This is a genomic window from Enterococcus mundtii, assembly GCF_002813755.1.
Lineage (GTDB): Bacteria > Bacillota > Bacilli > Lactobacillales > Enterococcaceae > Enterococcus_B > Enterococcus_B mundtii.
This window is the reverse complement of the sequence record NZ_CP018061.1, coordinates 682667-708085: the sequence shown is the minus strand read 5'-3', so window position 1 is coordinate 708085 and position 25419 is coordinate 682667. Positions and strand designations below refer to the sequence as shown.

27 protein-coding genes are annotated in these 25419 nt (G+C 39.3%); 2 read left to right on the top strand and 25 right to left on the bottom strand.

What is annotated here, in order from left to right:
- Window positions 1-4: 4 nt before the first annotated feature.
- From murG to EM4838_RS03410, 8 genes are all read right to left on the bottom strand, one after another.
- A complete protein-coding gene (gene murG, locus EM4838_RS03445; protein ID WP_071865931.1) occupies window positions 5-1093 on the bottom strand; it encodes an undecaprenyldiphospho-muramoylpentapeptide beta-N-acetylglucosaminyltransferase in 1089 nt (362 codons plus the stop codon).
- A gap of 18 nt (window positions 1094-1111) precedes the next feature.
- Window positions 1112-2482, bottom strand: coding sequence for a UDP-N-acetylmuramoyl-L-alanine--D-glutamate ligase (gene murD, locus EM4838_RS03440; RefSeq protein ID WP_071865930.1), 1371 nt, complete (start codon window positions 2480-2482; stop codon window positions 1112-1114).
- A gap of 12 nt (window positions 2483-2494) precedes the next feature.
- Window positions 2495-3457 (bottom strand): phospho-N-acetylmuramoyl-pentapeptide-transferase, encoded by a 963-nt coding sequence (gene mraY / locus EM4838_RS03435; RefSeq protein ID WP_066026042.1) that lies wholly within the window; start codon window positions 3455-3457, stop codon window positions 2495-2497.
- A gap of 16 nt (window positions 3458-3473) precedes the next feature.
- On the bottom strand, window positions 3474-5666 hold the full coding sequence (locus EM4838_RS03430; RefSeq protein WP_071865929.1) for a penicillin-binding transpeptidase domain-containing protein: 2193 nt from the start codon (window positions 5664-5666) through the stop codon (window positions 3474-3476).
- Window positions 5667-6065 carry a cell division protein FtsL gene (gene ftsL, locus EM4838_RS03425; protein WP_010735984.1) on the bottom strand — a complete coding sequence of 133 codons (399 nt, stop codon included), beginning with the start codon at window positions 6063-6065 and terminating at the stop codon, window positions 5667-5669.
- A 4-nt stretch (window positions 6066-6069) separates the two neighbouring features.
- Window positions 6070-7029, bottom strand: a complete 960-nt coding sequence (rsmH, locus tag EM4838_RS03420; protein ID WP_071865928.1) for a 16S rRNA (cytosine(1402)-N(4))-methyltransferase RsmH — start codon at window positions 7027-7029, stop codon at window positions 6070-6072.
- Between the two features lie 21 nt (window positions 7030-7050).
- The gene (gene mraZ / locus EM4838_RS03415; protein WP_029594184.1) at window positions 7051-7482 is read right to left on the bottom strand and encodes a division/cell wall cluster transcriptional repressor MraZ; all 432 of its coding nucleotides are present in this window, start codon (window positions 7480-7482) and stop codon (window positions 7051-7053) included.
- Window positions 7483-7652: 170 nt separating this feature from the next.
- On the bottom strand, window positions 7653-8021 hold the full coding sequence (locus EM4838_RS03410) for a DUF3397 domain-containing protein (protein ID WP_071865927.1): 369 nt from the start codon (window positions 8019-8021) through the stop codon (window positions 7653-7655).
- Between the two features lie 209 nt (window positions 8022-8230).
- On the opposite strand from EM4838_RS03410, the gene EM4838_RS03405 reads away from it, so the two are divergent.
- On the top strand, window positions 8231-9187 hold the full coding sequence (locus tag EM4838_RS03405) for a magnesium transporter CorA family protein (protein ID WP_010735988.1): 957 nt from the start codon (window positions 8231-8233) through the stop codon (window positions 9185-9187).
- Window positions 9188-9258: 71 nt separating this feature from the next.
- The gene (locus EM4838_RS03400; RefSeq protein ID WP_010735989.1) at window positions 9259-9375 is read left to right on the top strand and encodes a DUF4044 domain-containing protein; all 117 of its coding nucleotides are present in this window, start codon (window positions 9259-9261) and stop codon (window positions 9373-9375) included.
- Between the two features lie 84 nt (window positions 9376-9459).
- Here the strand turns inward: EM4838_RS03400 and EM4838_RS03395 are convergent, their stop codons facing one another.
- The 17 genes from EM4838_RS03395 to EM4838_RS03315 all read right to left on the bottom strand — a co-directional run bounded on the left by EM4838_RS03395 (window position 9460) and on the right by EM4838_RS03315 (window position 25378).
- Window positions 9460-11403, bottom strand: a complete 1944-nt coding sequence (locus EM4838_RS03395) for a hypothetical protein (protein WP_071865926.1) — start codon at window positions 11401-11403, stop codon at window positions 9460-9462.
- An 856-nt stretch (window positions 11404-12259) separates the two neighbouring features.
- Window positions 12260-13939 (bottom strand): DNA repair protein RecN, encoded by a 1680-nt coding sequence (gene recN, locus EM4838_RS03390; RefSeq protein ID WP_071865925.1) that lies wholly within the window; start codon window positions 13937-13939, stop codon window positions 12260-12262.
- A 17-nt stretch (window positions 13940-13956) separates the two neighbouring features.
- Entirely contained in the window at window positions 13957-14406 is a 450-nt protein-coding gene (locus EM4838_RS03385; RefSeq protein WP_010735995.1) for an arginine repressor, read from the bottom strand.
- A 99-nt stretch (window positions 14407-14505) separates the two neighbouring features.
- Window positions 14506-15327, bottom strand: coding sequence for a TlyA family RNA methyltransferase (locus tag EM4838_RS03380; RefSeq protein WP_010735996.1), 822 nt, complete (start codon window positions 15325-15327; stop codon window positions 14506-14508).
- 8 nt (window positions 15328-15335) lie between these two features.
- Window positions 15336-16223 carry a polyprenyl synthetase family protein gene (locus tag EM4838_RS03375; RefSeq protein WP_071865924.1) on the bottom strand — a complete coding sequence of 296 codons (888 nt, stop codon included), beginning with the start codon at window positions 16221-16223 and terminating at the stop codon, window positions 15336-15338.
- On the bottom strand, window positions 16220-16447 hold the full coding sequence (locus EM4838_RS03370; RefSeq protein ID WP_010735998.1) for an exodeoxyribonuclease VII small subunit: 228 nt from the start codon (window positions 16445-16447) through the stop codon (window positions 16220-16222). Before EM4838_RS03370 ends, EM4838_RS03375 begins: the two co-directional genes overlap by 4 nt.
- A 1-nt stretch (window position 16448) precedes the next feature.
- Complete coding sequence (xseA, locus tag EM4838_RS03365; protein ID WP_071865923.1) at window positions 16449-17789, bottom strand: exodeoxyribonuclease VII large subunit; 1341 nt, start codon at window positions 17787-17789, stop codon at window positions 16449-16451.
- On the bottom strand, window positions 17786-18640 hold the full coding sequence (locus tag EM4838_RS03360; protein WP_071865922.1) for a bifunctional methylenetetrahydrofolate dehydrogenase/methenyltetrahydrofolate cyclohydrolase: 855 nt from the start codon (window positions 18638-18640) through the stop codon (window positions 17786-17788). The genes xseA and EM4838_RS03360 overlap by 4 nt, the downstream gene beginning before the upstream one ends.
- Before the next feature lie 94 nt (window positions 18641-18734).
- Window positions 18735-19184, bottom strand: a complete 450-nt coding sequence (gene nusB / locus EM4838_RS03355; RefSeq protein WP_010736001.1) for a transcription antitermination factor NusB — start codon at window positions 19182-19184, stop codon at window positions 18735-18737.
- On the bottom strand, window positions 19177-19602 hold the full coding sequence (locus tag EM4838_RS03350) for an Asp23/Gls24 family envelope stress response protein (protein ID WP_010736002.1): 426 nt from the start codon (window positions 19600-19602) through the stop codon (window positions 19177-19179). Before EM4838_RS03350 ends, nusB begins: the two co-directional genes overlap by 8 nt.
- A 212-nt stretch (window positions 19603-19814) precedes the next feature.
- Window positions 19815-20879, bottom strand: coding sequence for a M24 family metallopeptidase (locus tag EM4838_RS03345; protein ID WP_071865921.1), 1065 nt, complete (start codon window positions 20877-20879; stop codon window positions 19815-19817).
- A 152-nt stretch (window positions 20880-21031) separates the two neighbouring features.
- Window positions 21032-21277 (bottom strand): GlsB/YeaQ/YmgE family stress response membrane protein, encoded by a 246-nt coding sequence (locus tag EM4838_RS03340; protein ID WP_010736004.1) that lies wholly within the window; start codon window positions 21275-21277, stop codon window positions 21032-21034.
- A gap of 77 nt (window positions 21278-21354) precedes the next feature.
- Complete coding sequence (locus tag EM4838_RS03335; protein WP_071865920.1) at window positions 21355-21729, bottom strand: DUF956 family protein; 375 nt, start codon at window positions 21727-21729, stop codon at window positions 21355-21357.
- 315 nt (window positions 21730-22044) lie between these two features.
- On the bottom strand, window positions 22045-22959 hold the full coding sequence (locus tag EM4838_RS03330; RefSeq protein WP_019724014.1) for a PTS system mannose/fructose/sorbose family transporter subunit IID: 915 nt from the start codon (window positions 22957-22959) through the stop codon (window positions 22045-22047).
- Between the two features lie 16 nt (window positions 22960-22975).
- Complete coding sequence (locus EM4838_RS03325) at window positions 22976-23782, bottom strand: PTS mannose/fructose/sorbose transporter subunit IIC (RefSeq protein WP_071865919.1); 807 nt, start codon at window positions 23780-23782, stop codon at window positions 22976-22978.
- A gap of 32 nt (window positions 23783-23814) precedes the next feature.
- Window positions 23815-24786 carry a mannose/fructose/sorbose PTS transporter subunit IIA gene (locus EM4838_RS03320; protein WP_071865918.1) on the bottom strand — a complete coding sequence of 324 codons (972 nt, stop codon included), beginning with the start codon at window positions 24784-24786 and terminating at the stop codon, window positions 23815-23817.
- Window positions 24787-24886: 100 nt separating this feature from the next.
- On the bottom strand, window positions 24887-25378 hold the full coding sequence (locus tag EM4838_RS03315) for a mannose/fructose/sorbose PTS transporter subunit IIB (protein WP_066026051.1): 492 nt from the start codon (window positions 25376-25378) through the stop codon (window positions 24887-24889).
- Between the last annotated feature and the right edge of the window lie 41 nt (window positions 25379-25419).

Below are 25419 nucleotides of genomic sequence, written 5' to 3'. Positions count from 1 at the left end.
CACCTTATTCTATGATTAACGATTTTGCTAGTTGGTACAAGCGCTCAGACGCATCCGGGATACCTAATGTTTTAGAGGCAGTTGACATGCTTTTTTGCAGTGTTTCATCTGTCATGATCTCATTTATCGCGGCACCCAACGAATCACCATCCAACTCTCCATCCGCAATCATCTTAGCCGCCCCAACTCGAACGAGACTCATCGCGTTTTTTGTCTGATGATCGTTTGTCACATAAGGACTTGGGATAAGGATCGCAGGTAACCCAAGTGCGGTCAGCTCAGCAATGGAGGTTGCCCCTGCTCGTCCGACCAATAGATCACTTGCCGCCATCACCGCTGCCATTTCATTGATGTAAGGTTGAATACTGATATTTGCTTTTGTTTCTCCTAACTTTTCCTTAATGCTTTGATAATAACGTTCTCCTGATGCATAAAGGATCTGATAATCCGTCGCTTCAAATGTATCCAAATAAGAAGTAACAGCTTGGTTGATTTTTAATGCCCCTTGGCTTCCTCCAAAAATCAAGACTGTTTTCTTCTCAGGATCAAGATCAAATTTTTTTAGAATATCTGTTTTCATCGTATCTGCAACTTCTTGTGCTCGCGGGTTACCAATCAAAACTGATTTGTCCTCCGGAAAAAAGGTCGCTGCATCTTTAAAAGAAAGCGCGATTCGATCCACATAACGACTCAAAAATTTATTTGTCATCCCCGGCACACTATTTTGTTCATGGATGATTGTCGGAATCCCTAACTTAGCTGAGGCATACACAACTGCTCCAGAAACATAACCACCGGTTCCGATCACGATGTCTGGCTGAAATTCTTTTAGTATTTTTTTCGCTTGATGGATACTTTTTAAGAATAATTGGATCGTTTTGACATTAGCTAGTGAAAACTTTCGCTGAAATCCTTGGATCTCTAAGGTATGAAAAGGAATCCCAGTGGTTGGAACAATTTTGTTTTCCAAACCACGTTTTGCACCTACATACATAAACTCGGCGTTCGGCTCTTGTGTTTTCACATAATTGACGAAGGCTAGCGCGGGATAGATATGTCCACCGGTTCCTCCACCTGTTACCAAAATTTTCATAGTTATTATCGCTCGTTTCTACTTTTCTATTTTTAATTTTCTAACGGCTTCCATAAAGCGATCGCCACGGATCTCAAAATTAGGATATTGGTCCCAACTTGCATTGGCTGGTGATAATAAAACCACATCTCCTGGTTCGCTATTTTCTAAAGCTACAGGAACCGCAGCTTCCACAGACTCTGCGGTGCAGATCGTTGGTATGCCCGCTTTTTCACCAGCATCCTTCAATTTCTCTTTGGTTTCACCAAAAGTGATCAATCCCTTCACACCTTCAAGTGATGGAATGAGTTCATCAAAGCTATTGCCCCGATCAAGTCCACCGGCGATCAGAATCAATTTTTCTGGTTGAAATCCGCTTAATGCCATCTTGGTCGCTAAGATATTTGTGGCTTTCGAATCATTGTAAAATTTACGTCCTTGGACCTCACCGACATATTGTGTACGATGTGGTACGCCATGAAAATGACTCAATGTTTCTTTTATTTCTTCATTTGAGACATTATATTGTTTTGCAACAGTAATAGCTGCTAACGCATTTTCGACATTGTGTGCTCCTGGAACACCTATTTCTGAGATTTCCATGACTTTTTCTTTGTCGTAATAAATAACTCCCTCAAAAGAATAAGCACCTGTCTCTAAGACTTGATCTGTCGCAAAAGGTAACACTTTCGCTTTTGTTTTTTTACTTAGTTCCTGTAATTCTTTCTGATTCCAATTCAGTACAAGATAATCCTCTGACGTCATGTTTTTTTGCAAATGCCATTTAGCTTTGACGTAGGCTGGACGAGAGCCATGATAGTCGATATGTGCTTCGTAGATATTGGTGATCACTGCAATGTGGGGACGAAGATCAGTAATCCCCATCAATTGAAAACTTGAAAGTTCCATTACAATCTTGTCTTCCGGATTTGCTTCTTGTGCCACACTACTTGCAGGATAGCCAATATTACCAGCTAAACGAGTGATACCTGCTGATTTCCCCGCATTCAACAATAACCCAGTCATTGTTGTTGTCGTCGTTTTTCCGTTGGTGCCTGTTATGCCGATAATTGGGCATTCCGCTACTTCGTAAGCCAGTTCAACTTCCGTAATTACCGGAATACCCATTTCTTGAGCTTTTGCAACGAATGGATGTGTGTAAGGAATACCTGGATTTTTGACCAGCATTGAAAATTTTTCATCTAATAATTCAATTGGGTGACTACCAGTCACTACTTTGATCCCTAAAGAAAGTAATTCTTGCGCTTCAGGATTTTCATCAAACGGTTTTCCATCATTAACGGTTACAAGTGCGCCCAGTTCATGTAATAACTTGGCCGCACTGAATCCACTTTTTGCTAATCCTAATACAAGGACTTTTTTATTTTCATAAGTTGTTATTTTTTTCATTCTCGTCATCTCCTACCATACGATCCACAATGTGATCAACGAAGTAATTACACTTGTTATCCAAAAGACAGTATCTATCTTCCATTCAGACCAACCACTCATCTCGAAATGATGATGGATTGGTGACATTTTAAAGATTCTTTTACCAGTCAATTTGAAAGAAGATACTTGTAACATCACGCTAGCTGTTTCGATGACATACATCAGACCGATCAATAGTAATGTCCATTCCTGATTGAGCATGATCGAGATTGCTGCTAATAATCCTCCTAATGCTAAGGAACCGACATCCCCCATGAATATTTTGGCAGGTTTGCGATTATAGACGAAAAACCCTAGTAAACCACCTAAAACACTCAAGCAGATAATTAAGACATCATACTGCTGTTGGTGCCAAGCGATAACTGCGTAGGTCAAAAAAGAAATACTTCCTAATCCAGCTACTAAGCCATCAATACCATCTGTTAAGTTAACAGCATTGGAAAAGCCAACTAACCAGAAAATCGCGAATAATCCGTACAACCAACTTAATGGAAGATCAATTCCAAAAAAATTCAGTGTTCCAGGGTATCCTTCACCACGATAAACGAGATAAAAGATGATTCCCCCAACAATTTGGCCAATCAATTTTTGCTTTGAGTTCAATCCCATATTTCTTTTCTTGAAGATTTTGATGAAATCATCTAAAAAACCAATTGCTCCATATAGGGCAAGTACAAAAAGTAGGATGAAAAGAGTAGGCGTCAACTGTTGTTGCCAAGCGCCTACCCAGATACCAGTCAAGAGCGCACTGACTAAAAACACCAATCCCCCCATCGTTGGAGTTCCGGCTTTTACATTATGCCATTTAGGTCCTTCCTCACGAATGGCTTGGCCTTGTTTTTTCATTTGAAAATAACCAATAAATAACGGCATTGTTGCAATCGTCATTGCACAACTACTCGCAATGGGAATTAATGTTTGTGTCAAATCCATGCTCTCTTCTCTCCTATTATTCTTTTAGATGGAAACTTAATGTTTCATCAGATATTTTTTCATAAGGTGCGAGGCTTTGTTCTGTACAGTAACCATCACCGTGGAACGTCACTTCGACACCAAGTATTTTTCCTAATTTCATGATATCTGCCTTTGACCAGCCTGTCACATCAGGCATCAATGCAGTACCACCACTATATAAAATCAATTTTTCTCCCGATATCAGCTCATCCCCATTTGCTGTGGATTGCGCTTCTACCTTGTCTCCATCGCCGATGACTACTGGTTGCAAACCGCTCTTTTGTGCATCAGCAGCGGCAATATCAGGATTCAAATTTCGATAGTCAGAGACAGTGATATTTTCCGTCTTTTTCTCTTCTGGCGTAGCTGTTTCCGCTTCTTTGAAATCCATTGCTCGTTTCAGTAATGGGTTCGCAATTTTTGCTAAAGCTGTGCGGTCATATGTCTTAGGATGTTTCATTGTCAGATAAAGGACATATTCGGGATCCTCAGCTGGTACCATTTCGACGATCGAATACAAATACGCGGTATCACCTGTTAGATAACCTCCTGTATCAGAAGCAATCTGGGCTGTTCCTGTTTTAGCTGCAATATTGTATCCCGGAACATTATATACTCCGTAAGCACTCCCGTAATTTTCATTTTCTATGACATCACGCATATACTCACGAACTTTTTCTGTCGTTTCTTTCGAAAATGGCTGTCCTAACACTTCCGTTTCAGTAGAAACTTCTTCTCCAGTATTTGGATCAACGATCTTACTAATATAACGTGGTTGGATCATCGTCCCGTTGTTGGCGATCGCGCTGAAAGCTTTCATCATTTGGAAATTCGTGACACCAATCGCTTGGCCATACGCACTCATCGCTTGGTCAACGATATTAGCAGTGGGTAAAGCACCCGCAACTTCATCATCCAACCCAGAGTGAGTACTTTGCCCAAATCCTAGTTTTTGCAAATAGTTATACCACTTGCCACCTAAACGTTGTTCCAGCATTACCATTCCCACGTTACTAGACCATGAAAGAGCTTGACGCATGGTCAGTATTCCTTTTTTACCAAAGTCATGGTCATTGATCGTGGCATCAGCCACTTTGATCTGTCCGGATAGGAAAGATTCATTTTCATCAAATTTACCTTCTTCGATCGCTGCTGCTGTCGTGAAGACTTTGATCGTTGAGCCTGGTTCATAAGAATCTTGTACAAGGATGTTACGCCACACAGCATCTTCACCAGTCAACCCTTCCATCGTCTCAGGATTGAATGTCGGGCGTTGGCTCATCGCAGTGATCTCGCCTGTTTTAGCTTCCATCAATATCGCAGTCAATTCTTCAGGTTGGTATTCTTCATTGACTTGATCCATCAATGTTTCTAAGTAACTTTGCAGACGACTATCAAGGGTCGTATACACATCTTTACCGTCTGTTGCCTTTTCTTCTTCTGCTACAGTACCTGGTAATGGGTTTTGGAAATTATCTTTTTGATAGTAGATCTTTCCGTTTTGTCCACTCAAAATATCATTATAAGCAGATTCGATCCCAAGTCGGCCAACTAAACCATTTTCTTCTTCATCCGGTACCGCATAGCCAATAAAATGGGAAGAAAATACCCCACTAGGATACATACGTGCAGGATGGTTATCGAAATAAAGCCCAGTCACATCAGCTGCTTTCATCTCTGCTTCGATGTTTTGTTTCGTTTCTTGGGTGATATTACGTCCATAATTCCCAAACTCTACTTGGTAGAGATTTTGCTCGGCTCCATCACGTAGCACCTTCAAGGCTTTACTTTTTTCCATTGAAAGGTTTTTACTGATAATATCCGCAAGTGTATCGAAATCTTTTTCTTGTGCATATAATTTTTTATTTCCAGTCGTGTATGTTTCGGAAAGAATCGCTTTGATCGAGTAAGACGTGGCATCTTCTGCTAGTGCCACCCCATTACGATCAAAAATCGTGCCTCGTTTTGCCTTGACCTCTTCACTACCTTGATAAAGCTGGTTCGTTTTTTCTTCTAGTGATGTGCCAGCCACATGTCCACCGATCACGATGTATGCAAAACGAACGGCAAATAAAAAGAACAATCCAATACTCGTAGCAAATAAAATGATACCTACTTTTTTGCGATTGTTCATCGGATTTAGATTTTTCTTTTCCATAAACCGCCGGAATTTATTTTTAAGACTCATTTACTTCACTTTCCTTAAATTGTCGTCATTGATTGACAACCCTTTTTCTTCTGCGATTTTTTTAACACGCTCGGTACGAGAAAGTTCACTTTTCTCTTGTTCCAAACTGATTTTTTCTTGATTTTTTTCATTATATTCAACCTGTAGCGCACCGATTTGCTTTTCCATACCACTGATATTGGTTCGTAACATCACTGTTAATACGCAAAGTGCGATGACAGAAAAAGCAATACACACTACTGCAAGCTTTTCAAAAATAGAGATTTGCTTCAAGCGTTTTGCTGGAGATTGAGGAAGAACGATTTCTTTCTCTGAGGGTGAATCTGGCAGAGGTTGCTCTGGTAGTTCAATTTCTTGTAAATCATATGGATATTGTTGGACTTTCTTTAGTTCTGCCATTCTTCTACTCCTCTTTCTCTCGTATTTTTTCAGCGATACGCAATTTTGCACTACGAGAACGATTGTTTTCTGCCAATTCTTCTTCAGATGGCAACATCGGTTTTCTCGTTATCACTTTTAATTCAGGTTGGAACTCATCAGGTACGATCGGCAACCCTGGTGGTAAATCTTTGACCGTACTATATTCTTTGAACATGTTTTTGACGATCCGATCTTCTAATGAGTGGAAAGTGATCACACTGATCCGGCCACCGACCTTCAATAAGCGGATTGCTTGCTCTAAAGAGGCTTCCTCCGCACCTAGCTCATCATTGACTGCAATTCGCACAGCTTGAAAAATGCGTTTTGCAGGATGACCGCCTTTTCGTCTTGCTGGGGCAGGAATCACCTGTTTGATGATTTCTACTAATTCCCCGGTTGTTTCAATCGGATGATCTTTTCTCACCCGTTCAATTTCTCTGGCAATTTGTTTTGAAAACTTTTCTTCTCCATAACGAAAGAAAATCTTTACTAATTCATTGTAAGGATATTCGTTGATCACATGATACGCTGACAAATGTGCCGATTGATCCATTCGCATATCCAAAGGCGCATCTTGATGATAACTGAATCCACGTTCTGCTTCGTCTAATTGTGGCGAAGACACGCCTAAGTCGTAAAGTATCCCATCGACCTTAGGTACGTATTCAGTCAAGCGCTCTTCAAGCTCACGGAAATTTGCTTTGATAAAAGTGACCATACCTTTTTCGACATACTCAGCCAAACGTATTTTTGCGTGATCGATTGCTATTTGATCTTGATCAAACGCATAAAGATGACCCTCTGTATTCAGTTGGCTTAATAAGTATTCGCTATGCCCGGCTCCGCCGAGTGTACAGTCCACATAAATTCCGTTCGGTTTGATTGCAAGTCCATCTACCGTTTCTTTTAACATGACTGTATAGTGTTGAAATGTTTCAGTCATTGGTCAGCCTCTTCCTATTTCTTATAATCCGAAATCGATCATATTTTCAGCGATTTCATCAAAGTTTTCTTCCGCAGCTTCTGAAAATTCTTGCCATTTGGCTTCATCCCAAATTTCGATTCGGTTTGACACACCAACAATGACACACTCTTTCGTTATTGTTGCGTAGTTTCTTAATGTATTAGGGATGTTGATACGTCCTTGTTTGTCCAACTCACATTCTGTAGCTGCTGAGTAGAAAAAACGGACAAAGGTTCTAGCGTCTTTCTTTGCTAGGGGCATATCATTGAGTTTCGACTCTAATTCGTTCCATTCGCTCATCGGATAGCCAAAAAGACAGCCATCTAATCCACGAGTCAACACGAATTGTTCGCCTAATTCTTCGCGCAGTTTTGAAGGCACGATCAAGCGACCTTTTGCATCAATATTATGCCGAAATTCGCCCATTAACATCGAAACTACCCCCAATCCTCCACTAACTAAAATCAGTCTACCACAATCCCCCACTTTCTACCACCTTTTATGGGAAATCTGAGAATAACTTTTTGATTAGTAAAAAAAATTTTAACAATAAGGCTGCTAAAAGATTTTTTAAAGTCTTTTAACAGCCTGATTGCGCCATATTAGAGAAACGAAAGGATGTTTAGGACGATCAAAACGAGATACATGACTAAGGTCACCAAAAAAGTAAGACGCCAAGTCATTTTGAAATAACGTGAATACACAAGTTCGTCATAGTAATAAGCTTGGAATATCGCGATACAGATTGCCATTAAAAGGATGGTGATCAATAAAAAGGGCAAAAATGAAGACGTAGCGGTATTACGAGACAATGCGTGGATGCCTCCCCACAAAAAAGGAACGGCTAAATCAGGTGCTTTGACTTTGAAACGACGAGTCAATGCAAATATTTTTACTAGAAATTGACAACCAAAAATCACGATTGCCGGAAAGATGTACCAAAACAATACAAGTGGTGAAAAACTGCCCATTCGACAAATCTCCTTTTTTATCGTTGCGTTCAGTATACGTGATTTAGTTTACACAACGATTTCATTTAGTTTAAATTTATACTGTTTTATTATTTTGTTGCAGCCGTTTTTTGACAAATCAAGATTGATAATCAGTGGGTAGTCTCTTTCAATGTGTTCTTTTCAAGAATTGGTTATAATAGAAGAAAGAAGTATTGAGGAGGTTCCCAATGATAAAGTATTTCACACTTGAAGACCAGAAATTGGTTGATTCAATGGAAGAAACGGCTGAAACCATTTGGTATTGTGTCGAGCGACCAACAGAAGAAGAAATCAATCAATTGATCAAACAGTTCCAAATACCTAAAGATTACCTCACGTCTGTCTTAGACGATGCAGAAAACTCCCGGGTAGAAGAATTTAATCAAGAAAAGCTTACAAAACCAGCATTGGTATTATTGCAATACCCTTTTCCAAAAACTAGTCCTAGCGGATATTTCCAAGTAGATACTTATCCGTTTTCGATTATTCTCACGCCCAAAAAGAAGCTTATCACAATTACGAATCACGAACCACTTTTTTTGAAAAAAGTCTTTCATCAAACGTTTCAAAGAAACGATCTTTCGACAACTCTAAATATTTTTATGCAGTTACTTTGGCAGATCACTCAGTCCTATAACACTTATCTCTCTACCTTACTTGCACAATGTGATTTGTTGGAGACACAACTAAAAGTTTCAACTGAGAATAAACAATTGTATCAAATCATGGATATCCAAAAAAGCTTGGTTTATTTCAAAGAAGCGACTGCCTCGAATCTTGAAGCGTTGCAACAATTAGCCGAGAACCAATCGGTAAAAAATAATCACGCGATGATGAATCACCTCAGAGACGTGATCATCGAAACAGAACAAGCAAAGACCACCGCTCGTATCCGCTTGAAGCTTGTCGAACAGATGAACCAAACTTTTTCTGCCATCATTTCAAACAACTTGAACAATATTATGAAAATTTTAACTTCTTTAACGATTATCCTAACGATTCCAACAATCATTGGAAGTATTTATGGTATGAATATTAAACTACCAATTGCCGAAAGGGATGATGCTTTTCTTTGGTTGATACTATTGACCGTGATCATTTCACTTCTGACTACTTATTATTTGAAAAAAGGTAAGTTTTTATAGAGATGCCCTCTTGTAGAATCAGTGAAAAGCATGTAAAATCAAGTTAACAATAATAAATCGAGGTAATCACGATGCGAGAAAAAAAACAAACAAGCACTTTTGCGAAAGTCACAAAATTAGTGATTTGGACAATGTTGATTTTGACAATCGGCTCAGTCGTTCTAACTGCTGTAATCAGTGTCATGTAAAAATAATGGAGGTTGCGCCAAATTTGGCGCAACCTCCATTTCCTGTTATTAGCTATTATCATCAAGAGTCTGTCACATTGGTTACTACATACTTAAACTGACCTCTTTTTTGTTTGTTCTTGGTTGCTGGCTTGCTTGATTCGATATATTTTTATGTTGGCTTTTTACTCTCGCATCACTTGTTAGCATCGCAAAACTTTTCTTATTTTCATTTTGAAATCTGGTCACTGACTGTGTAGACTGATTCGCCTGTTCTTCTCTCAATCTAAAATCTGAAGTTGGACTGTCTTTGGTCTGGGATGAAGGAGCTTGCTGTAAATCTTTCAAAAAATCCTTCAATTCTGCGGGAAAATTCTGTCCATCCGATGATTCTATCATTTTTAAAATATATTCACCTGTCGGCGTATCTTTTAAATCAATAGTTTTTTGATTCGCCAAGCTGTTATACAGATCCTGTGATTTATTTTGCGACGGTTGCGTAGGAATCGCCTGTTGATATATTGTAGCCTTAGAACGATAGAGCTGTGCTTGCTCTCCGAACTTGTTTAGACTTTCTCCTACACCGTGTGTCAAGCTTTCTTCGTTTTCACCTCTTACATTTTTTGCTTCAAATACAGGATTATCATTGAGATTGCGCAGTTTAACTGTGTCAACTTCTTTTCCTCCATGCGTTGTAAAACTGACCTCTGAATTCGGATCATCTTTTGTTTGGGATGAAGAGGCTTGCTGTAAACCTTCTACAAATTTCTTTGTCATTCCCTGATTTTCCATATAGGTTGTCCGATTACGTGAGTCTGTTCCCTGATTTCGCTTGGATGGTCTTGCTTCAAACTTAGATATGTGATCATTTTGAATACTCTTCAAACTTTGCATTGCCTTATCCTGTAGTTCAATCGTCGATTTCTGAGTTGTATCTACACCTTCCTGTGACAAGTGATTCTTTCCTTTTTGCCAGGACGCTATTCCAGTGCTTGTTGGCTCATTTTCTTCTCGCAATCTAAAATCTGAATTTGGACTATCTTTTATTTGCGATGAATAGGCTTTTTGTAATCCATCCAAAAATCCCTTTAAAATTTCCTGATTTTCCATATTGGTTGTTCGATTACGTGAGTCTGTTCCCTGATCTAGCTTGGATGGTCTTGCTTCAAACTTAGGGATTTCATAAACAAAAGAAGTCTCATCTTTTTGAATTCTACTTGTATGATTTACTATCTGATCATGTAGTCCACTTGCATCTTTCTTAATTGCATCTACATCTTCCTGTGACAAGTGAAACTTTTCTTCATGCCAGGAAGTCATCCCATTATTCGTTAGCTCATTGTCTTTTGTTTGGGATGTCTGCTCATGGTTGGATGATCTTACTTCAGACTTAAACATTTCATCTTTTTGAATACTATTCAGAATTTTTACTCTCTGATCATGTAGCTCACTTGTGCCTTTCTTAATTAAATAGGAGGCTTCCTTGGAGAGCGCACGGCGATGTCTTGGATTGATCTGTCTACTTCCATTTAGGGATTGTTGCAATACATCACTTGTATTGCGAGATGTATTGCCCTTATGTTCACTAGATTCTTTACGTTTAAATTTCAATGCCTTTTTAGGAACGTACTCACTATTAAAATGTTTAGGAACCGTACCTGTCACATTAGCTAGCCCATTTGATGCTAGAACGTTTTGATCTATACTGACTTGAGGAATTCTCTGTACTACATTACGATAGCTTTGAGTTGCATTTGCTCTAGTATTTAAATCATACGAAGGACTTTCTTGATTTCTTTCTCCAAATGAGGTGCGCGCATTTCCTGCAACTCGATCATTCCTTTGATTAATCGGCTGTAGTGTTGTATTTTGAAGAATACCTGTCGAATAATAAAGATAAGTAACAATTGGGTTTGCTCTCACATTTAGGGATTCATTCCCCATGCGAATAGCTAATCTATTCAGATCTTTTTGAGTATTTGTCTTATTAGCGTCATGCATTCGATTAATGAACTTTCCACCTGTTTCTCTGAAATCAATTCCTGGCATATCTTACACTCCTCGCATTTTTATGTATTTGTTTTGTTCCATTCCTTTTTCTTAGAAAAACTTCTAAAAGTGTACGTTCCTAAATCACCCATTTACAAAAAATTTTTAGATGAATTGTCCCCTCCTCCCTTTCTTGTAGGTATTCTCTATGAGTAAAAATACGACGTAACCACCATTGGGACAAAAACAACGAACAATAATCATTGAGTTTGCTATTTCTATAACAAATAAATCACCAGCGGAAACGAATCATTTACATAGACGATATGACGATACTTTTAATACAATACTTTAAGCGAATCAATGATAGCTTTTATTGATCTAAGAATATTCGTATTATTCATTTACTGATCTATTACATTCTTACAAACCTATCTTTTATCCGTGGTAGTTACACAGATAATATTTCTTGTTTATTTACAGAAATACTTTAGACTATTTATGACATCATTTTCCTACTAACCTCAAGTATCTGTTCTTAGCGTTCAAAAAAGAATTATTTTCAATAATCATACGTTTAAACTAATTTATGTGTAGTGCTTTTTTTTCAAACATAATCAAAAACTGGGAAAACATTACTACTGAATTTATCTTTTCATCATTGACCAAAATTTTTTATGATTAAAAAAATATACCTTTGTAAGCGGATTAACTATTGATTGACTATCGACAGCTTTTGGATTTAAAAATCTCATTCTCAAAATCATAAAAAAAGTATAATAAAATACAATATAAAAATAACCAATTATTTTTTCTGTTGGGAAAGATTTCAACTGTTTTTTTACCTCTATTCCCTAAAAAAGCAAAATAAAATCACCCTAGCCAATGTAGGCAAAGGGTGATTTTTATTTTCTATTTATTTTTTCGCCAAACGTAACAACTCTTTGGCGTGTTCGATCGTTAAAGGCGTGATTTCACTCCCCGCTAACATTCGTGCGATTTCATTTTCTCTTTCAGCTGCGGCTAATTCGGAGACGGATGTTTGTGTTCTTCCGCCGACGACTTTTTTTACAATGTAATATTGATAATCCGCTACAGCAGCCACTTGAGGGAGATGCGTGATACAAAGTACTTGGGAATACTTGGATATTTTCAATATCTTATCCGCAATGGCTTGTGCCACTCTGCCACTAACACCAGTATCAACTTCGTCAAAAATGATACTAGTCACACCTTGTTCAGAAGAAAAAATGGTTTTCAGAGCAAGTAATACTCGTGACAATTCTCCACCTGATGCTACCTTGACTAGTGGCTTCAATGGTTCTCCTGGATTTGTCGTAATATAAAATTCGACAATATCAAAACCTTGCTCATCTAAGCGTCCATTTGCTTGCGTTGAAAAACGAACTTCAAATTCGGTGTTTTCCATATAAAGACTCTTTAATTCGCGCAGAATCGACTGTTCTAAGTCACTTGCGATCGCTTTTCTTGCTTGATGGAGTTCTTCTGCACATTGAAACGCCCACTCTTCTTTTTGGGTCAGTTCATTCTTCATTTTATCAAGTTGACTTTCTGTAAAATCCGATGAATCCAATTCTTCTGTGATTTCTTCATAGTAGGCTAAGATGGCTTCAACTGAATCGCCATATTTACGCTTCAATTGACGAATCGTTTCCATGCGTTGCGTCACTTCTTCCAAACGATTCTCATCCAGTTCAAGCAGATCGATTTGCCTGCTCATATCCCCTACTGCATCTTGCAATAAATAATAGGCACTCTGGATATTATCAAAAATTGCTTCATACTCTGAATCAAGATGGGCAATACTTTGGATCTCGGAAACAGCCATTCCCACCCCATCAAGACTGCTTTGTTCACCTTCACTAAGCGCCCCATAAGCAGTAGCTAAACCATCGACGATTTTTTGATAATTACTTAATTTATCGCGCTCTTCTCGAAGTTTTTCTTCTTCACCAACTTCTAATTGAGCGGCTGCGATTTCTTCTTGTTGGAAATTCAACATATCAATACGTTGGACATAATTTTTTTCGTTTTGTTGGATCTTACGTACTTTTCTTTCAAGTTCACGATACGCTTGATAAGCTTCTTGGTACGCTCTTTTTTTCTGTTGGAATGTCGAGTCCCCAAAACGATCAAGTAACACAAGATGTGACTCAGGTTGTAATAATTCCTGATGCTCATTTTGACCTTGGATATCCACTAAATAACTGCCAACTCGTCGCAAATTCGCTAATGTCACGATATGTCCATTGACTCGACAAACATTCTTACCTGCTAAAGACATATCTCGACGGACGATCAGATTCGAGCCATCAGACTCGATCCCTAACTCTTCCATCAGCGCTTCAAAACCTTCTTGTTTAGGCCACTCAAATAACCCTTCCAGAATACATTTATCGGCACCTTGACGAATATAATCACTTGATCCACGACCACCTGCTAATAAGCCCAAAGCATCAATAATAATTGACTTACCGGCTCCGGTTTCTCCTGTTAATGCTGTCATTCCTTCATGAAACGACAAACGCAATTCAGGAATAATCGCAAAATTGGTGATACTGATTTCTTGTAGCATTGCAATCACTCCTTAGATTAAAGGTAATGCAGAAAATCTTTCTTTAATTGAACAGCATCTTCTTCCAATCGTGTGATCATCAACACATTGTCATCATCGTTGATGATCGAGAACAATTCTTTTTTGTAACGTTTATCGATTAAATTTGCAGCTGCAGAAGCATTGCCCGGTAAAGTCTTTAAAATAACAAATTTTTCCATCTGGTCAACTGCTACAAATGCGTCCTTCAATAGTTTTTCTAGCTTTGTGCTCACATCTTCACTTGTTTCAGCAGGCAGACTATAGCGATAGCCACCATCAACTGCGGGAACTTTGATCAATTTAAGCTCTTTGATATCTCTTGAGATCGTTGCTTGTGTAACAGAAATCCCTTTATTTTTTAATATTTCAACAAATTCTTCTTGTTTACGTATATCTTGTTCATTTAGTAATCGAGTAATCAAACGATGTCGATCTTTTTTTCTCATGCTCAATCCGCTCCTTCACCAATCCTTCTTCTTTCAATGATAGCTTATTTTAAGCGCTTAATAAAGAAGAACTCATAGTCTTTTTTGTCAATTTCTAGACTACCGCTTATGCGTGAATTGTTCATGAGCCATTTCAACGATGTGAGCTGGATCAACGTTCGCATAGATCGTTCCTTTATCTGATACTTTTTTTAAGTGCGCTAAAAATTCAATATTTCCCTCTCCACCTGTAATAGGAGAGTAACTTAGATCTAATACATCAAACCCTTGCTCTGTGGCAAAAGTCAAAATTTGTTCGATGACTTGTTGATGGGTTGTCGCTTCTCGAACAATACCATTTTTACCGACCGCTTCTCTACCTGCTTCAAATTGTGGTTTGATCAATGCAATTACTTCACCCTCTGGTTTCAAAATTGCATGTAATGGCGGTAGCATCAGCTTCAAAGAAATGAATGATACATCAATGACAGCGACTTCTGGCACACCTTGATCAAAGTCTTCAGGTTTTGCATAACGAAAGTTGACACGTTCCATCACGACCACTTTTGGATCTTGTCTGATTTTCCATGCTAACTGATTGTAGCCTACATCTAAGGCATAGCTCATTTTTGCTCCATTTTGTAAGGCAGCATCGGTAAACCCTCCTGTGGATGCCCCAATATCAAGCAATACTTTATCTTTGACTGTTAGATCAAATTGTTTTAATGCTTTTTCTAGTTTCAACCCACCACGAGAAACATACGGCAATTTTTTACCTTTGACTTTTAATTCACTACTAACGGGGATTTTTTCTCCTGGTTTATCAAAACGTTCATTTTTCTCATTATAGATCAATCCTGCCATCACGGAACGTTTTGCTTGTTCCCTTGTTTCAAATAGCCCTTGTTTGACGGCTAATACATCTACTCGTTCTTTTTCCATCCTCTTCCTCACTTCTCATCAAATCGTTTGACCAACTGACGAAGACTCTCTCCATCAAATGAACAAACTTCTTGTTCTAACTCGGCAATGATCCTATTGGCGGAATGGATTTCTCGTTGTAACGCAGCTCTTGTCTGCTCGATCCCTAATAAGCGTGGATACGTATTTTTATCCGCTCGTTCATCCTTGCCAGCTGTTTTTCCTAATGCTTCTGTCGTACTAGTCACATCCAATAAATCATCACGGATCTGAAAAGCTAACCCAAGATGAGCGGCAATTTGTTGCAATTGTAACAAAACTTCTTCTGGTTGTTCTGCTAAAATCCCACCTGCTAGCAAAGCATAACGTATCAAACGTCCAGTCTTTCGTTCATGGATCAATGCTAGTTCTTCTAGCGTCAAATCTTTCGTTTCTCCTTGGATATCTGCCGCTTGTCCTGCAACCATGCCTTGTGTCCCAGCACTAACAGCCAATTGTTGCAATAATAACAATTTTGGTGAGTTCGCTAAGTGGGTCATGCTGATCAACTGGAAGGCACCCGTCAATAATCCATCCCCTGCTAAAATTGCGATTGCCTCCCCATAGACTTTATGATTGGTTGGTTTTCCTCGACGCAGGTCGTCGTTATCCATTGCTGGAAGATCATCATGGATCAATGAATACGTATGGATCATCTCTAATGCTGCTGCCACTTGATAAGCTGAAGTATCGATCTTGGCATCAAAAGAAGCCACGGTTGCTAATAAAGCAAGTGGACGGATTCTTTTCCCTCCTGCATGGATCGAATAGATCATACTTTCTTTTAAGCGTTCATCCGAAGTATATTCCGTAATGAAAGAAACCATTTCTTCTTCTACCAAAGGAAGGTGAGTCGCAGAAAAATCGGTTAGATTCATTGTGTCCCCTCTTTCTCGTCAAAAGTGATCTCTTCATTCGTCTCAGTCATCATTTTTGTGAGGGTTTCTTCTGCTTTAGAAAGAGTATCTTGACATTGCTTACTTAATTCCATCCCTCTTTTAAACGCATCTAACGCTGATTCTAAAGGAACATCTCCTTGCTCTAATTGCATGACGATTTTTTCTAATTCTTGCAATGATTCTTCAAATGTTGGATTTGCCATCTTATTCTGTCTCCTTTTTGATCTGTTCCACTTTACCTTTGACCTGTCCATCTGCATAATGAATGACTAACTCATCACCGACTTGGATCTCATCGACACTTTTTGCCACTTGATCATGCAACGTGGTGTAACTATACCCTCTACCCATGATTTTTAAAGGACTAAGTAAATCAAGTGATTGAACCGTCTGTTGAAACTTTTGTTGCTGTTGTTGCATATATTGGTACATTTTTTCTTCTAGTCGTTTTTCTAAGTAGCTTGTTTCTTGCTTGGCTGATTTCACTCGATAAATGGGTGCAACTTGTTGCAACTGATGACTTAAGGTCATGGTTTGTTTTTCTTTTGCATGGTAAATTTGTTGCGTTGCTTGATACAAGCGTTGCCGCAATTGATCTAGTTTGATCGTTTGTCCCTCGTAGAGACGTTCAGGTTGGCGAAAGACATAGGATTGTCTTGAGCGGGCAAACCGCTCTTGTTTTCGTTGGATCTGGCGTAAAAACCCTTGCTCTAAGCGGGCTTGTCTTTCCTTGATCCGCATCAACTCTTCCGATAATACTGGAACAGCCAACTCAGCTGCTGCTGTCGGTGTCGCTGCTCGAACATCAGCCACTAAGTCAGCAATCGTCGTATCTGTCTCATGACCGACAGAAGAGATGCTCGGTGTTTTTGCTTGATAAATCGCACGAGCCACCCGTTCTTCGTTGAAAGGCCAAAGATCCTCGATCGAACCACCACCACGTCCGATGATCATTGTATCAAAATTTCCTAACGCTTCAACGCGTTGGATATTGCGGACGACATCATCTGCTGCTTGGTTTCCTTGCACAACAGTTGGGAACAAAACAAGTTGCGCGATTGGGTAACGGCGTTTGACCGTCGTGATAATATCACGAATGACCGCACCACTAGGACTTGTTAAAACGGCGATGCGTTTTGGAAATCTCGGCAATGCCATTTTAGGTCCAGCAAATAGACCTTCTTTCATCAATTTTTCTTTTCGTTCTTCTAGCTCTTGGTATAACGCACCAACACCATCTGGCTCCATATGTTCCACGTAAATTTGATAAGAACCGCTGGCTTCGTAAAGGGAGATCCGACCAATCACCAACACTTTCATGCCCTCTTTTGGTTGAAAACGTAACTTTTGGAAAGCACCTTTGAACATGATCGCAGAGATTTTTGCGTGATCATCTTTTAAACTGAAATATTGATGCGCATTCGCTCGCATACGGAAATTTGAGATTTCACCAGTTAGATAAACTCTTTCCAGATATGGGTCTGCTTCAAATTTTCGTTTTAAATATTTGGTTAAGGTGGTAACTGTTAAATATTCTTGCGTCATAACTCTCCTCGCTCTGCTTCAGCTGATTGGACCGTTTGTGCCATCAACATCGTGATCGTCATTGGACCTACTCCTTTAGGGACAGGCGTGATATAGCTTGCAAGAGGAGCGACTTCATCAAATTTGACATCGCCGATCAGTTTTCCATTCTCATCACGATTCATCCCCACATCGACAACTACCGCCCCTGGTTTGACAAAGTCTTTTGTCACAAAATGGCCACGCCCAATAGCCACTACGAGTATGTCTGCTTCACGAGTTAACGCTGCAAGGTCTTTCGTTTTTGAATGAGCAATGGTGACCGTCGCATCAGCCATCAACAAAAGTTGCGCCATGGGTTTACCGACAATATTACTGCGACCGATCACTACTGCACGCTTGCCAGTCAAATCAATATCATATGCCTCAAACATCTTCATGATTCCATAAGGCGTACAAGGGATCTTATCAGGATTCCCTGCAAATAAACGTCCTAGATTCAATGGATGGAAGCCATCAACATCTTTTTTAGGATCGATTGCTAATAACACTTTCTCTTCATCAATATGTTTTGGTAAAGGCAATTGTACAAGGATTCCATGGAACCGTGGATCCTTGTTATATTTTTCAATTTCATTTAGAAGCTCATCTTCGGAGATTGTTTGACTATAACGCTCTACTTTTGAATAAATACCTAATTGATTCGCAACTCGTTCTTTGTTACGAACATAGACTTGACTTGCTGGATTTTCTCCAACTAATAAAACAACTAATCCGGGATTGATCTGTCGTTCGTTAAGCTCTTTTACTTTTAACGCAAGTTCTGCTTGCATTTTTTCTGCTAATTCTTTTCCATTCATCAATTCTGACATACGATCACTCCCAGATATTTTTGCTTTCATTCTACCATATAAACCACTTGTAACATAACCAGATTTACTAACTATCATAGAAAAAAGCTAGGACTTACGCCCCAGCTTCTAATTCTTTTAACACATTCGATAACATACCATTTACAAATTTACGTGAACGGTCGTCACTGAATGTTTTAGCTAACTCGATTGCTTCATTCAATGCAACAGTTGCAGGCACGTCATCCACGTACATCATTTCGAAAATCGCGATTCTTAAAATAATCAGATCCATTTTGGAAATGCGGTTGATCCGCCAATTATTTTTTAAATGCTTTTCGATGATCGTGTCTAACGATGCTTTTTTTGCACAGACGCCACCAACTAGTGTGTCTAGATATACTGGAACAAATTCTGATTGCTCTTCATTGATCATCTCTTGATGGTCCAACTCGATCGCATTGAAAATTGCATCTTCTTTTGTCAGATCAGTGTTAAAATCTAATGGGAACAATGCCTGTAATGCCATCTCGCGGATCTCGTGTCTTGATAACTCTTTATTCATTTTCTTCCTCTTCGTCCTCAAAAAGTTCATCGATTGCTGGTTGTTCCAATTTTTCTGGTACAACTGCTACGACATGGATATTGACTTCAGCTAATGCAATGTCGGTCATGAACAGTACTTCTTGGTGAACACGATCCTGCATTTCCATCGCTACTTTTGGTACTGATACGCCATATTCTAAATAACAATATAAGTCAACTTTCAAACCTTCTTCGTCATTGACTAAATATACACCTTTACCATGCGCTGCGCGACCTAGCAATTCTGTGACATTGCTAGCAAAAGTCCCACGCATTCCGTAGACCCCTTCGACTTTAGAAGCTGCAATACCGATAATGACTTCGATCACTTCTGGTGCAATCACGATTTCTCCTAAATCTTGATTAGCATGTAAGACTAAGTTTTTTTCGTCTGCCATTTTTATTTATTCCTCCTTTTGCCTACGTACATCTTTCACTTCAAAAGCGATGTCATGTACCTAGGAAAACTGTCGCCTGTAAATCAGTCATGCGTGAAAAAACGCGCCGTTTACAATCGCTTGATTTCTCTTATAGTGTATCATTAAATGAGCCCATTTTCTATAACAAAGTCTGAGTTTCGACATTTACATTTGTTGAAAAACGCTGATTATCATAAAATAATCAATTCTTTTGGTGAGTGAGTCAATACCCGGTTTCCTTCAGCAGTGATCAATAAGTCATCTTCGATCCGGACACCACCGATTCCTGGTAAGTAGATTCCTGGTTCATCTGTAATGACATTACCCACAACAAATGGTTTCTCTGCTCGCGCAGATACATTAGGACCTTCATGGATCTCTAAGCCGATACCATGGCCAGTGGAATGCCCAAATGCTTCCCCATAACCGTATTTGCTGATGTAGTCTCTTGCTACTGCATCAAGTTGGATACCTGTCACTCCAGGTTTAGCCGCTTCTAGAACTGCCAATTGGGCATCTAAAACTATTTGATAGATTTCTTTCAATTGTTCTCCTGGATCGCCGATTGCAAACGTACGTGTCATGTCAGAAACGTATCCTTCATAGTAGCAACCAAAATCGATCGTGATCAAATCCCCTTGTTCAATGATCTTTTGGCTAGCCACTCCGTGTGGCATTGCTGAACGAACACCACTTGCCACGATGGTTTCAAAAGACACACCTGATGCACCTAGTGAACGCATATAGAAATCTAATTGATTCGCGACCTCGATCTCTGTCATCCCTGGTTGGATCATTTTAAGGATATGATCATAAGCCATATCAGCGATGCTACAAGCTTTTTCAATAACCGCTAGTTCGTCCGCATCTTTTACTTCACGCAATTCTTCGATCATATCAGAAACTGGGATCAACTCTGCATCAAGTAATTCTTCCAATACTGAATACTCTAAAAATGAAACTGTGCGTTCTTCAAACGCTAGATTCTTCAATCCTTCTTTTCGAGTCAAATCAGCGACTTCCTCAAAAATTGGTGCAACATTTTTGATGATCTCAAAACCTTGCGCTTGCGCAGCTGCTTGTTCTGTATAACGGAAGTCCGTAATAAAGAAAGCTTTCTCTAATGTGATGACCGCTAACCCAGTGGTTCCTGTAAAATTAGTCAAATAGCGGAGATTGTAAGGACTTGTCACTAAAAATGAATCTAGATTCGCTTCTCGCATTTTTTTGCGTAACTTTTCTACTCGTAACATCATGTGTAAATTCCTTCTTTCTTTGCACTCTTTTTACCATTATAGCAAACTTTCTTTTTTAAAGGCATAGGAAAGATAAATTCCTTCAATAGAAACGAACAAAGCGTTTTGGCTTGAGCTTTCCACCCAAGTCAAAACGCTTTAGACTTTCATTTCTAAGATCTTTTACCAAAGAAAAATGAGACAACTGCAACTAAGATCACTGCCCCTAAAATAGATGGAATAAGTGCCATACCAGCAGCGCTTGGTCCCCAGTTTCCAAAAATCGCTTGACCGATCGTTGAACCAATCAAACCAGCAATAATATTTGTGATGCATCCCATTGAATTTCCTTTACTTGTGATTGCTCCAGCAATCGCTCCAATGATTGCACCAACAATCAATGTCCATAACCAACTCATCGTATAACCTCCCTCTTTACTCTTTAATTTTATCATAAGAAATAAATAGCAAGCAAACGATGAGGGCTAGCTACAAATCATTTACGCTTGAAAATACCGATTACGCCTCGCTTGACTACGTCGATCAAACTTAAAGAGCGAACCATGTGACTTGGGTCAACATACTTACGGATTGCTCGCAAAACTTCCTTGGGATGTTTTGCAGAAAATGAATAGGTTCCGTTTTTCTTTGTGCGAATCGCAAAACGTGGAATCCATTTTCCTTTGAACATCACCGAGGCAATCACGACATCCACCTCTTCCCATGGAATCTGGACGAATTTCCGCGCATCACGATCATTATAAAATTCAAAACCTTTGTCACCAATCATGATCTTCCCATATTCTGCCACACCTAGATAAGATGTCGCATTCATCGTTAAGTCAACTTTTGTGTTCAGCGATTGTACCATTTCAAGCACTCCATTTCTAATCAATCTAAAGTTACGGTAATCAAAAGTCGTACCGTTTCAATGATTTGGCTATTCGTTCAGTTTAGCCTTACTCTTAATTTCGCGTTTTTTACTTCTATATCAAAGACATCTTATCATAAATAGTATGCCTTTTCGAGCATAGATACTACCTCTAACAAACGGTTCTCCACAATCGTCCACCATTTGATCAGAAGAGAGATGAAGTAAAGTCTCGTCGCATTCTATGAAAAAAGCTGCAACAAAAATCAATGATCGATTTCTGTCACAGCTTATTTAGTCTTTTATTGCCTTAGATTACATTAATCCGATCAAGTGGAAAACAATACCCACTACGAATAATCCAAGAATGATAACGATTGGTGAAACTTTTTTCTTCAGTAACCACATACAGAACAATGTTAGTAACAACGCAGCTAATCCAGGGATCAAGCTATCTAAGTTGTCTTGTAATGTTGTTACTTTGTAGTCAGATAGAGAAAGTCCAGCTGCTTGTTGTTCCAACGCACTCTTGATACCTTCCGCACCTGCAGGTAAACTACTCCAATCAATGTAAGCACCTTCGTCAAGTTTAACGCTTGATACTACTGGCGCAAAGCCAATTGATACCCAACGGTTAACTAATGAACCTAAGATGAACATACCTAAGATAGAAGCACCTTTAGTAATGTCTTGCAACAAACCACCAGATAAATCTTCTGTGATTTTAGAACCCGCTTTATAGCCGAATTCTTGTGTGTACCACATAAATGCCATACGGATGATATTCCAAGCGACGAAATAAATGATTGGGCCTAAGATATTTCCAGCCATCGCTAGAGAAGCAGCTAGAGCTCCAAGGATCGGTCTTACTGTAAACCAGAAGACTGGATCACCGATACCAGCTAAAGGTCCCATCATACCAACCTTAACCCCTTGAATCGCAACGTCATCAACAGGTGCGCCATTTGCACGTTCTTCTTCCAGTGCAAGAGTCACCCCTAGAATTGGTGAAGCAACATATGGGTGAGTGTTGAAGAACTCTAAATGACGAGTCAACGCAGCCGCACGGTCTTCTTTTGTTTTATATAATTTTTTGATCGCTGGGATCATTGAGAATGCCCAACCACCATTTTGCATACGTTCGTAGTTCCATGATCCTTGAAGGAAAGTCGAACGCAACCAAACAGAAATACGATCTTTTTTAGATAATTGAATTCTTTCTTCTGCCATTTCGTGAACGCCTCCTTTAATAGTTATCGATGATATCGCCTAGTGGGTCACCAGTATTTGAGCTTCCGCCGTTACCTGAACCACCTTGTTTAGAAAGTGCCAAGTAAATAAGAGCTAAAGCAATACCGATTGCGCCTAGACCGATAAGAGTGATTTCTGATACAGTTGCCAATACAAAACCGATTGCAAAGAATGGCCATACTTCTTTTGTAGCCATCATGTTGATAACCATCGCGTAACCTACAGCAACGACCATTCCACCACCGATAGCTAAACCGTCTGTCAACCAAACAGGCATAGATTCAAGTAAGCTTCTTACTGGACCTTCACCGATTGCTAAGATCAAACCAGCAGGGATCGCAATACGAACACCTTGCATACAGATAGCAACGATATGCCATAATTCAACTTTTCTAAAGTTACCATCTTTTGCAGCAGCATCCATCAAATGAACAAACGCTGTCGCAATCGTACGACAAATGATTGTTAATAATAAACCAGCAACAGCAAGTGGCACAGCAATCGCGATTGCTGAAGAAACGCCGGCTGAACCTTGACCACCTAAAACTAAAATAATTGCAGATGCAACAGATGCCAATGCAGCATCGGGAGCGACAGCGGCACCGATATTTGCCCAACCTAAAGCGATCATTTGTAATGTACCACCCAAGATAAGACAAGGAACTAGATTTCCAGTTACTAAGCCGATCAACGTACATGCAACAACTGGTTGATGGAATTGAAATTCATCAAGAATTCCTTCCATACCAGCTAAAAATGCAACGATGATGACTAAGATCACTTGAATAATATTTAAATCCATGATAGTAATCCTCCATTTTTTCTGATAATTAATTAAGCACGATTTTTTAATTCATCTTGCGCTTTTTTCAAAATTTCATCCATGTTTCCTTTAGAGTCATTCGGTACTTTACGTACATCGAATTTCACGCCAGATTCTTTCAATTTATTGAATGAATCAATATCGTCTTGACTGAAAGCAAGTACTTTATTTGGTTGTACTTTACCTGGAGAATGCGCCATTGATCCGACGTTCACTGTTTCTAATGGTACGCCACCTTCAACTGCACGTACGACATCTTGAGGATTTTCAAACAATAGCAATGCGCGTTGGCCGCCAAAATGTTGATCATCTTTTGCAAGTTTGATCATTTGTTCAACTGGTACAACGTGTGCTTTTACACCAGGAGGCGCAGCTTGTTGAATCAATTTTTTGCGTAACTCATCTTTTGCTACAGCATCAGATACAACGATGATCCGTGTTGGATTTGTTGTTTTTGTCCAAGCAGTTGCTACTTGTCCATGCAACAAACGTGAATCAATACGTGCTAAAACATAAGTGAACTTACCAGGTGTTCCTGAAGGTGCAGCTTCTTGTGCCGCAGCTTTTGTTTCTACTACTGGTTCTAATTCTTCCGGTTTGACTTTCACGCCTTCTTTTGCTGTTTCAATGATATGAGCAGCAATTTCATGTGCTGATTCCATTGAAAAACGTGAAGCATATGCTTCGATCAGCATAGGCAAGTTCAAACCACTTACGATTGCCCACTTATCTTTGTGTTCTTCAAATAATGTGTTTGATTGATTGAACGGTGTTCCGCCCCATAAATCAACTAAGAATAAGACTTCGTCTTGGTTATCGAAGGAAGCGACTGCTTCTTCTAATTTGGCTCTCAAGTCATCTGGACCTTCACTCGGTTGTAAAACAACAGCTTTGACGTTTTCTTGTTCGCCAAAGATCATTGAACCCGACTGTAAGATTCCTTCAGCAAATTGCCCATGACTTGCTAGGATAATCCCTACCATATTTATACCTCCTACTTCTTTTTGTTGTAACAAAATCAAAAATAAAAATAAGTGCTTGCCTTTGACAACAGATACATTTGACCGTTACGCAACAACAATTTTATGCTTTCTTGGCTTTGGTCAGTAATTCCATTAAAAAGATTTTCCGATCAGCAGGCACCTTCCGAATCTCCAACTCCACACCTTGACCATCCAAAAAATGAAAGGCTTCGATATCTCGTTGATCGACGGACACAAAATTTGTGATCATGGTCTTCCCTTCAGAAAAACTCATTCCCCCGATATTTAGAGAATCAATTCGGACACCACTTCGGACAATTTTCTCAACGTCTTTAGGATTAGTAAATAAAAGCATCACTTTCGTTCGCGCTAAGAGTCCACTCTCAAAGATCTGGATCATCTTTTCAACAGTGATGACATTTGCCATGATCCCTGGTGGAGCAGCTTCTTTTAAAAGAAACTTTCTTAACTTGTCTTTCGCTACTACGTCACTTATGACGATGATACGTTCAACGCCAGTCAATTTAGACCAGACAGTTGCAACTTGCCCATGGATCAAACGATCATCTATACGTGCTAATCGAATATCCATTCGTAAATCTCCTTTTTATTAAATCACTACTCAAAACATCT

Excerpts from the sequence above, each read along its gene's own strand:
- murG (WP_071865931.1), bottom strand. The coding sequence starts at position 1,093 with ATGAAAATTTTGGTAACAGGTGGAGGAACCGGTGGACATATCTATCCC.
- murD (WP_071865930.1), bottom strand. The coding sequence starts at position 2,482 with ATGAAAAAAATAACAACTTATGAAAATAAAAAAGTCCTTGTATTAGGA.
- mraY (WP_066026042.1), bottom strand. The coding sequence starts at position 3,457 with ATGGATTTGACACAAACATTAATTCCCATTGCGAGTAGTTGTGCAATG.
- EM4838_RS03430 (WP_071865929.1), bottom strand. The coding sequence starts at position 5,666 with ATGAGTCTTAAAAATAAATTCCGGCGGTTTATGGAAAAGAAAAATCTA.
- ftsL (WP_010735984.1), bottom strand. The coding sequence starts at position 6,065 with ATGGCAGAACTAAAGAAAGTCCAACAATATCCATATGATTTACAAGAA.
- rsmH (WP_071865928.1), bottom strand. The coding sequence starts at position 7,029 with ATGACTGAAACATTTCAACACTATACAGTCATGTTAAAAGAAACGGTA.
- mraZ (WP_029594184.1), bottom strand. The coding sequence starts at position 7,482 with ATGTTAATGGGCGAATTTCGGCATAATATTGATGCAAAAGGTCGCTTG.
- EM4838_RS03410 (WP_071865927.1), bottom strand. The coding sequence starts at position 8,021 with ATGGGCAGTTTTTCACCACTTGTATTGTTTTGGTACATCTTTCCGGCA.
- EM4838_RS03405 (WP_010735988.1), top strand. The coding sequence starts at position 8,231 with ATGATAAAGTATTTCACACTTGAAGACCAGAAATTGGTTGATTCAATG.
- EM4838_RS03400 (WP_010735989.1), top strand. The coding sequence starts at position 9,259 with ATGCGAGAAAAAAAACAAACAAGCACTTTTGCGAAAGTCACAAAATTA.
- EM4838_RS03395 (WP_071865926.1), bottom strand. The coding sequence starts at position 11,403 with ATGCCAGGAATTGATTTCAGAGAAACAGGTGGAAAGTTCATTAATCGA.
- recN (WP_071865925.1), bottom strand. The coding sequence starts at position 13,939 with ATGCTACAAGAAATCAGTATCACCAATTTTGCGATTATTCCTGAATTG.
- EM4838_RS03385 (WP_010735995.1), bottom strand. The coding sequence starts at position 14,406 with ATGAGAAAAAAAGATCGACATCGTTTGATTACTCGATTACTAAATGAA.
- EM4838_RS03380 (WP_010735996.1), bottom strand. The coding sequence starts at position 15,327 with ATGGAAAAAGAACGAGTAGATGTATTAGCCGTCAAACAAGGGCTATTT.
- EM4838_RS03375 (WP_071865924.1), bottom strand. The coding sequence starts at position 16,223 with ATGAATCTAACCGATTTTTCTGCGACTCACCTTCCTTTGGTAGAAGAA.
- EM4838_RS03370 (WP_010735998.1), bottom strand. The coding sequence starts at position 16,447 with ATGGCAAATCCAACATTTGAAGAATCATTGCAAGAATTAGAAAAAATC.
- xseA (WP_071865923.1), bottom strand. The coding sequence starts at position 17,789 with ATGACGCAAGAATATTTAACAGTTACCACCTTAACCAAATATTTAAAA.
- EM4838_RS03360 (WP_071865922.1), bottom strand. The coding sequence starts at position 18,640 with ATGTCAGAATTGATGAATGGAAAAGAATTAGCAGAAAAAATGCAAGCA.
- nusB (WP_010736001.1), bottom strand. The coding sequence starts at position 19,184 with ATGAATAAAGAGTTATCAAGACACGAGATCCGCGAGATGGCATTACAG.
- EM4838_RS03350 (WP_010736002.1), bottom strand. The coding sequence starts at position 19,602 with ATGGCAGACGAAAAAAACTTAGTCTTACATGCTAATCAAGATTTAGGA.
- EM4838_RS03345 (WP_071865921.1), bottom strand. The coding sequence starts at position 20,879 with ATGATGTTACGAGTAGAAAAGTTACGCAAAAAAATGCGAGAAGCGAAT.
- EM4838_RS03340 (WP_010736004.1), bottom strand. The coding sequence starts at position 21,277 with ATGAGTTGGTTATGGACATTGATTGTTGGTGCAATCATTGGAGCGATT.
- EM4838_RS03335 (WP_071865920.1), bottom strand. The coding sequence starts at position 21,729 with ATGGTACAATCGCTGAACACAAAAGTTGACTTAACGATGAATGCGACA.
- EM4838_RS03330 (WP_019724014.1), bottom strand. The coding sequence starts at position 22,959 with ATGGCAGAAGAAAGAATTCAATTATCTAAAAAAGATCGTATTTCTGTT.
- EM4838_RS03325 (WP_071865919.1), bottom strand. The coding sequence starts at position 23,782 with ATGGATTTAAATATTATTCAAGTGATCTTAGTCATCATCGTTGCATTT.
- EM4838_RS03320 (WP_071865918.1), bottom strand. The coding sequence starts at position 24,786 with ATGGTAGGGATTATCCTAGCAAGTCATGGGCAATTTGCTGAAGGAATC.
- EM4838_RS03315 (WP_066026051.1), bottom strand. The coding sequence starts at position 25,378 with ATGGATATTCGATTAGCACGTATAGATGATCGTTTGATCCATGGGCAA.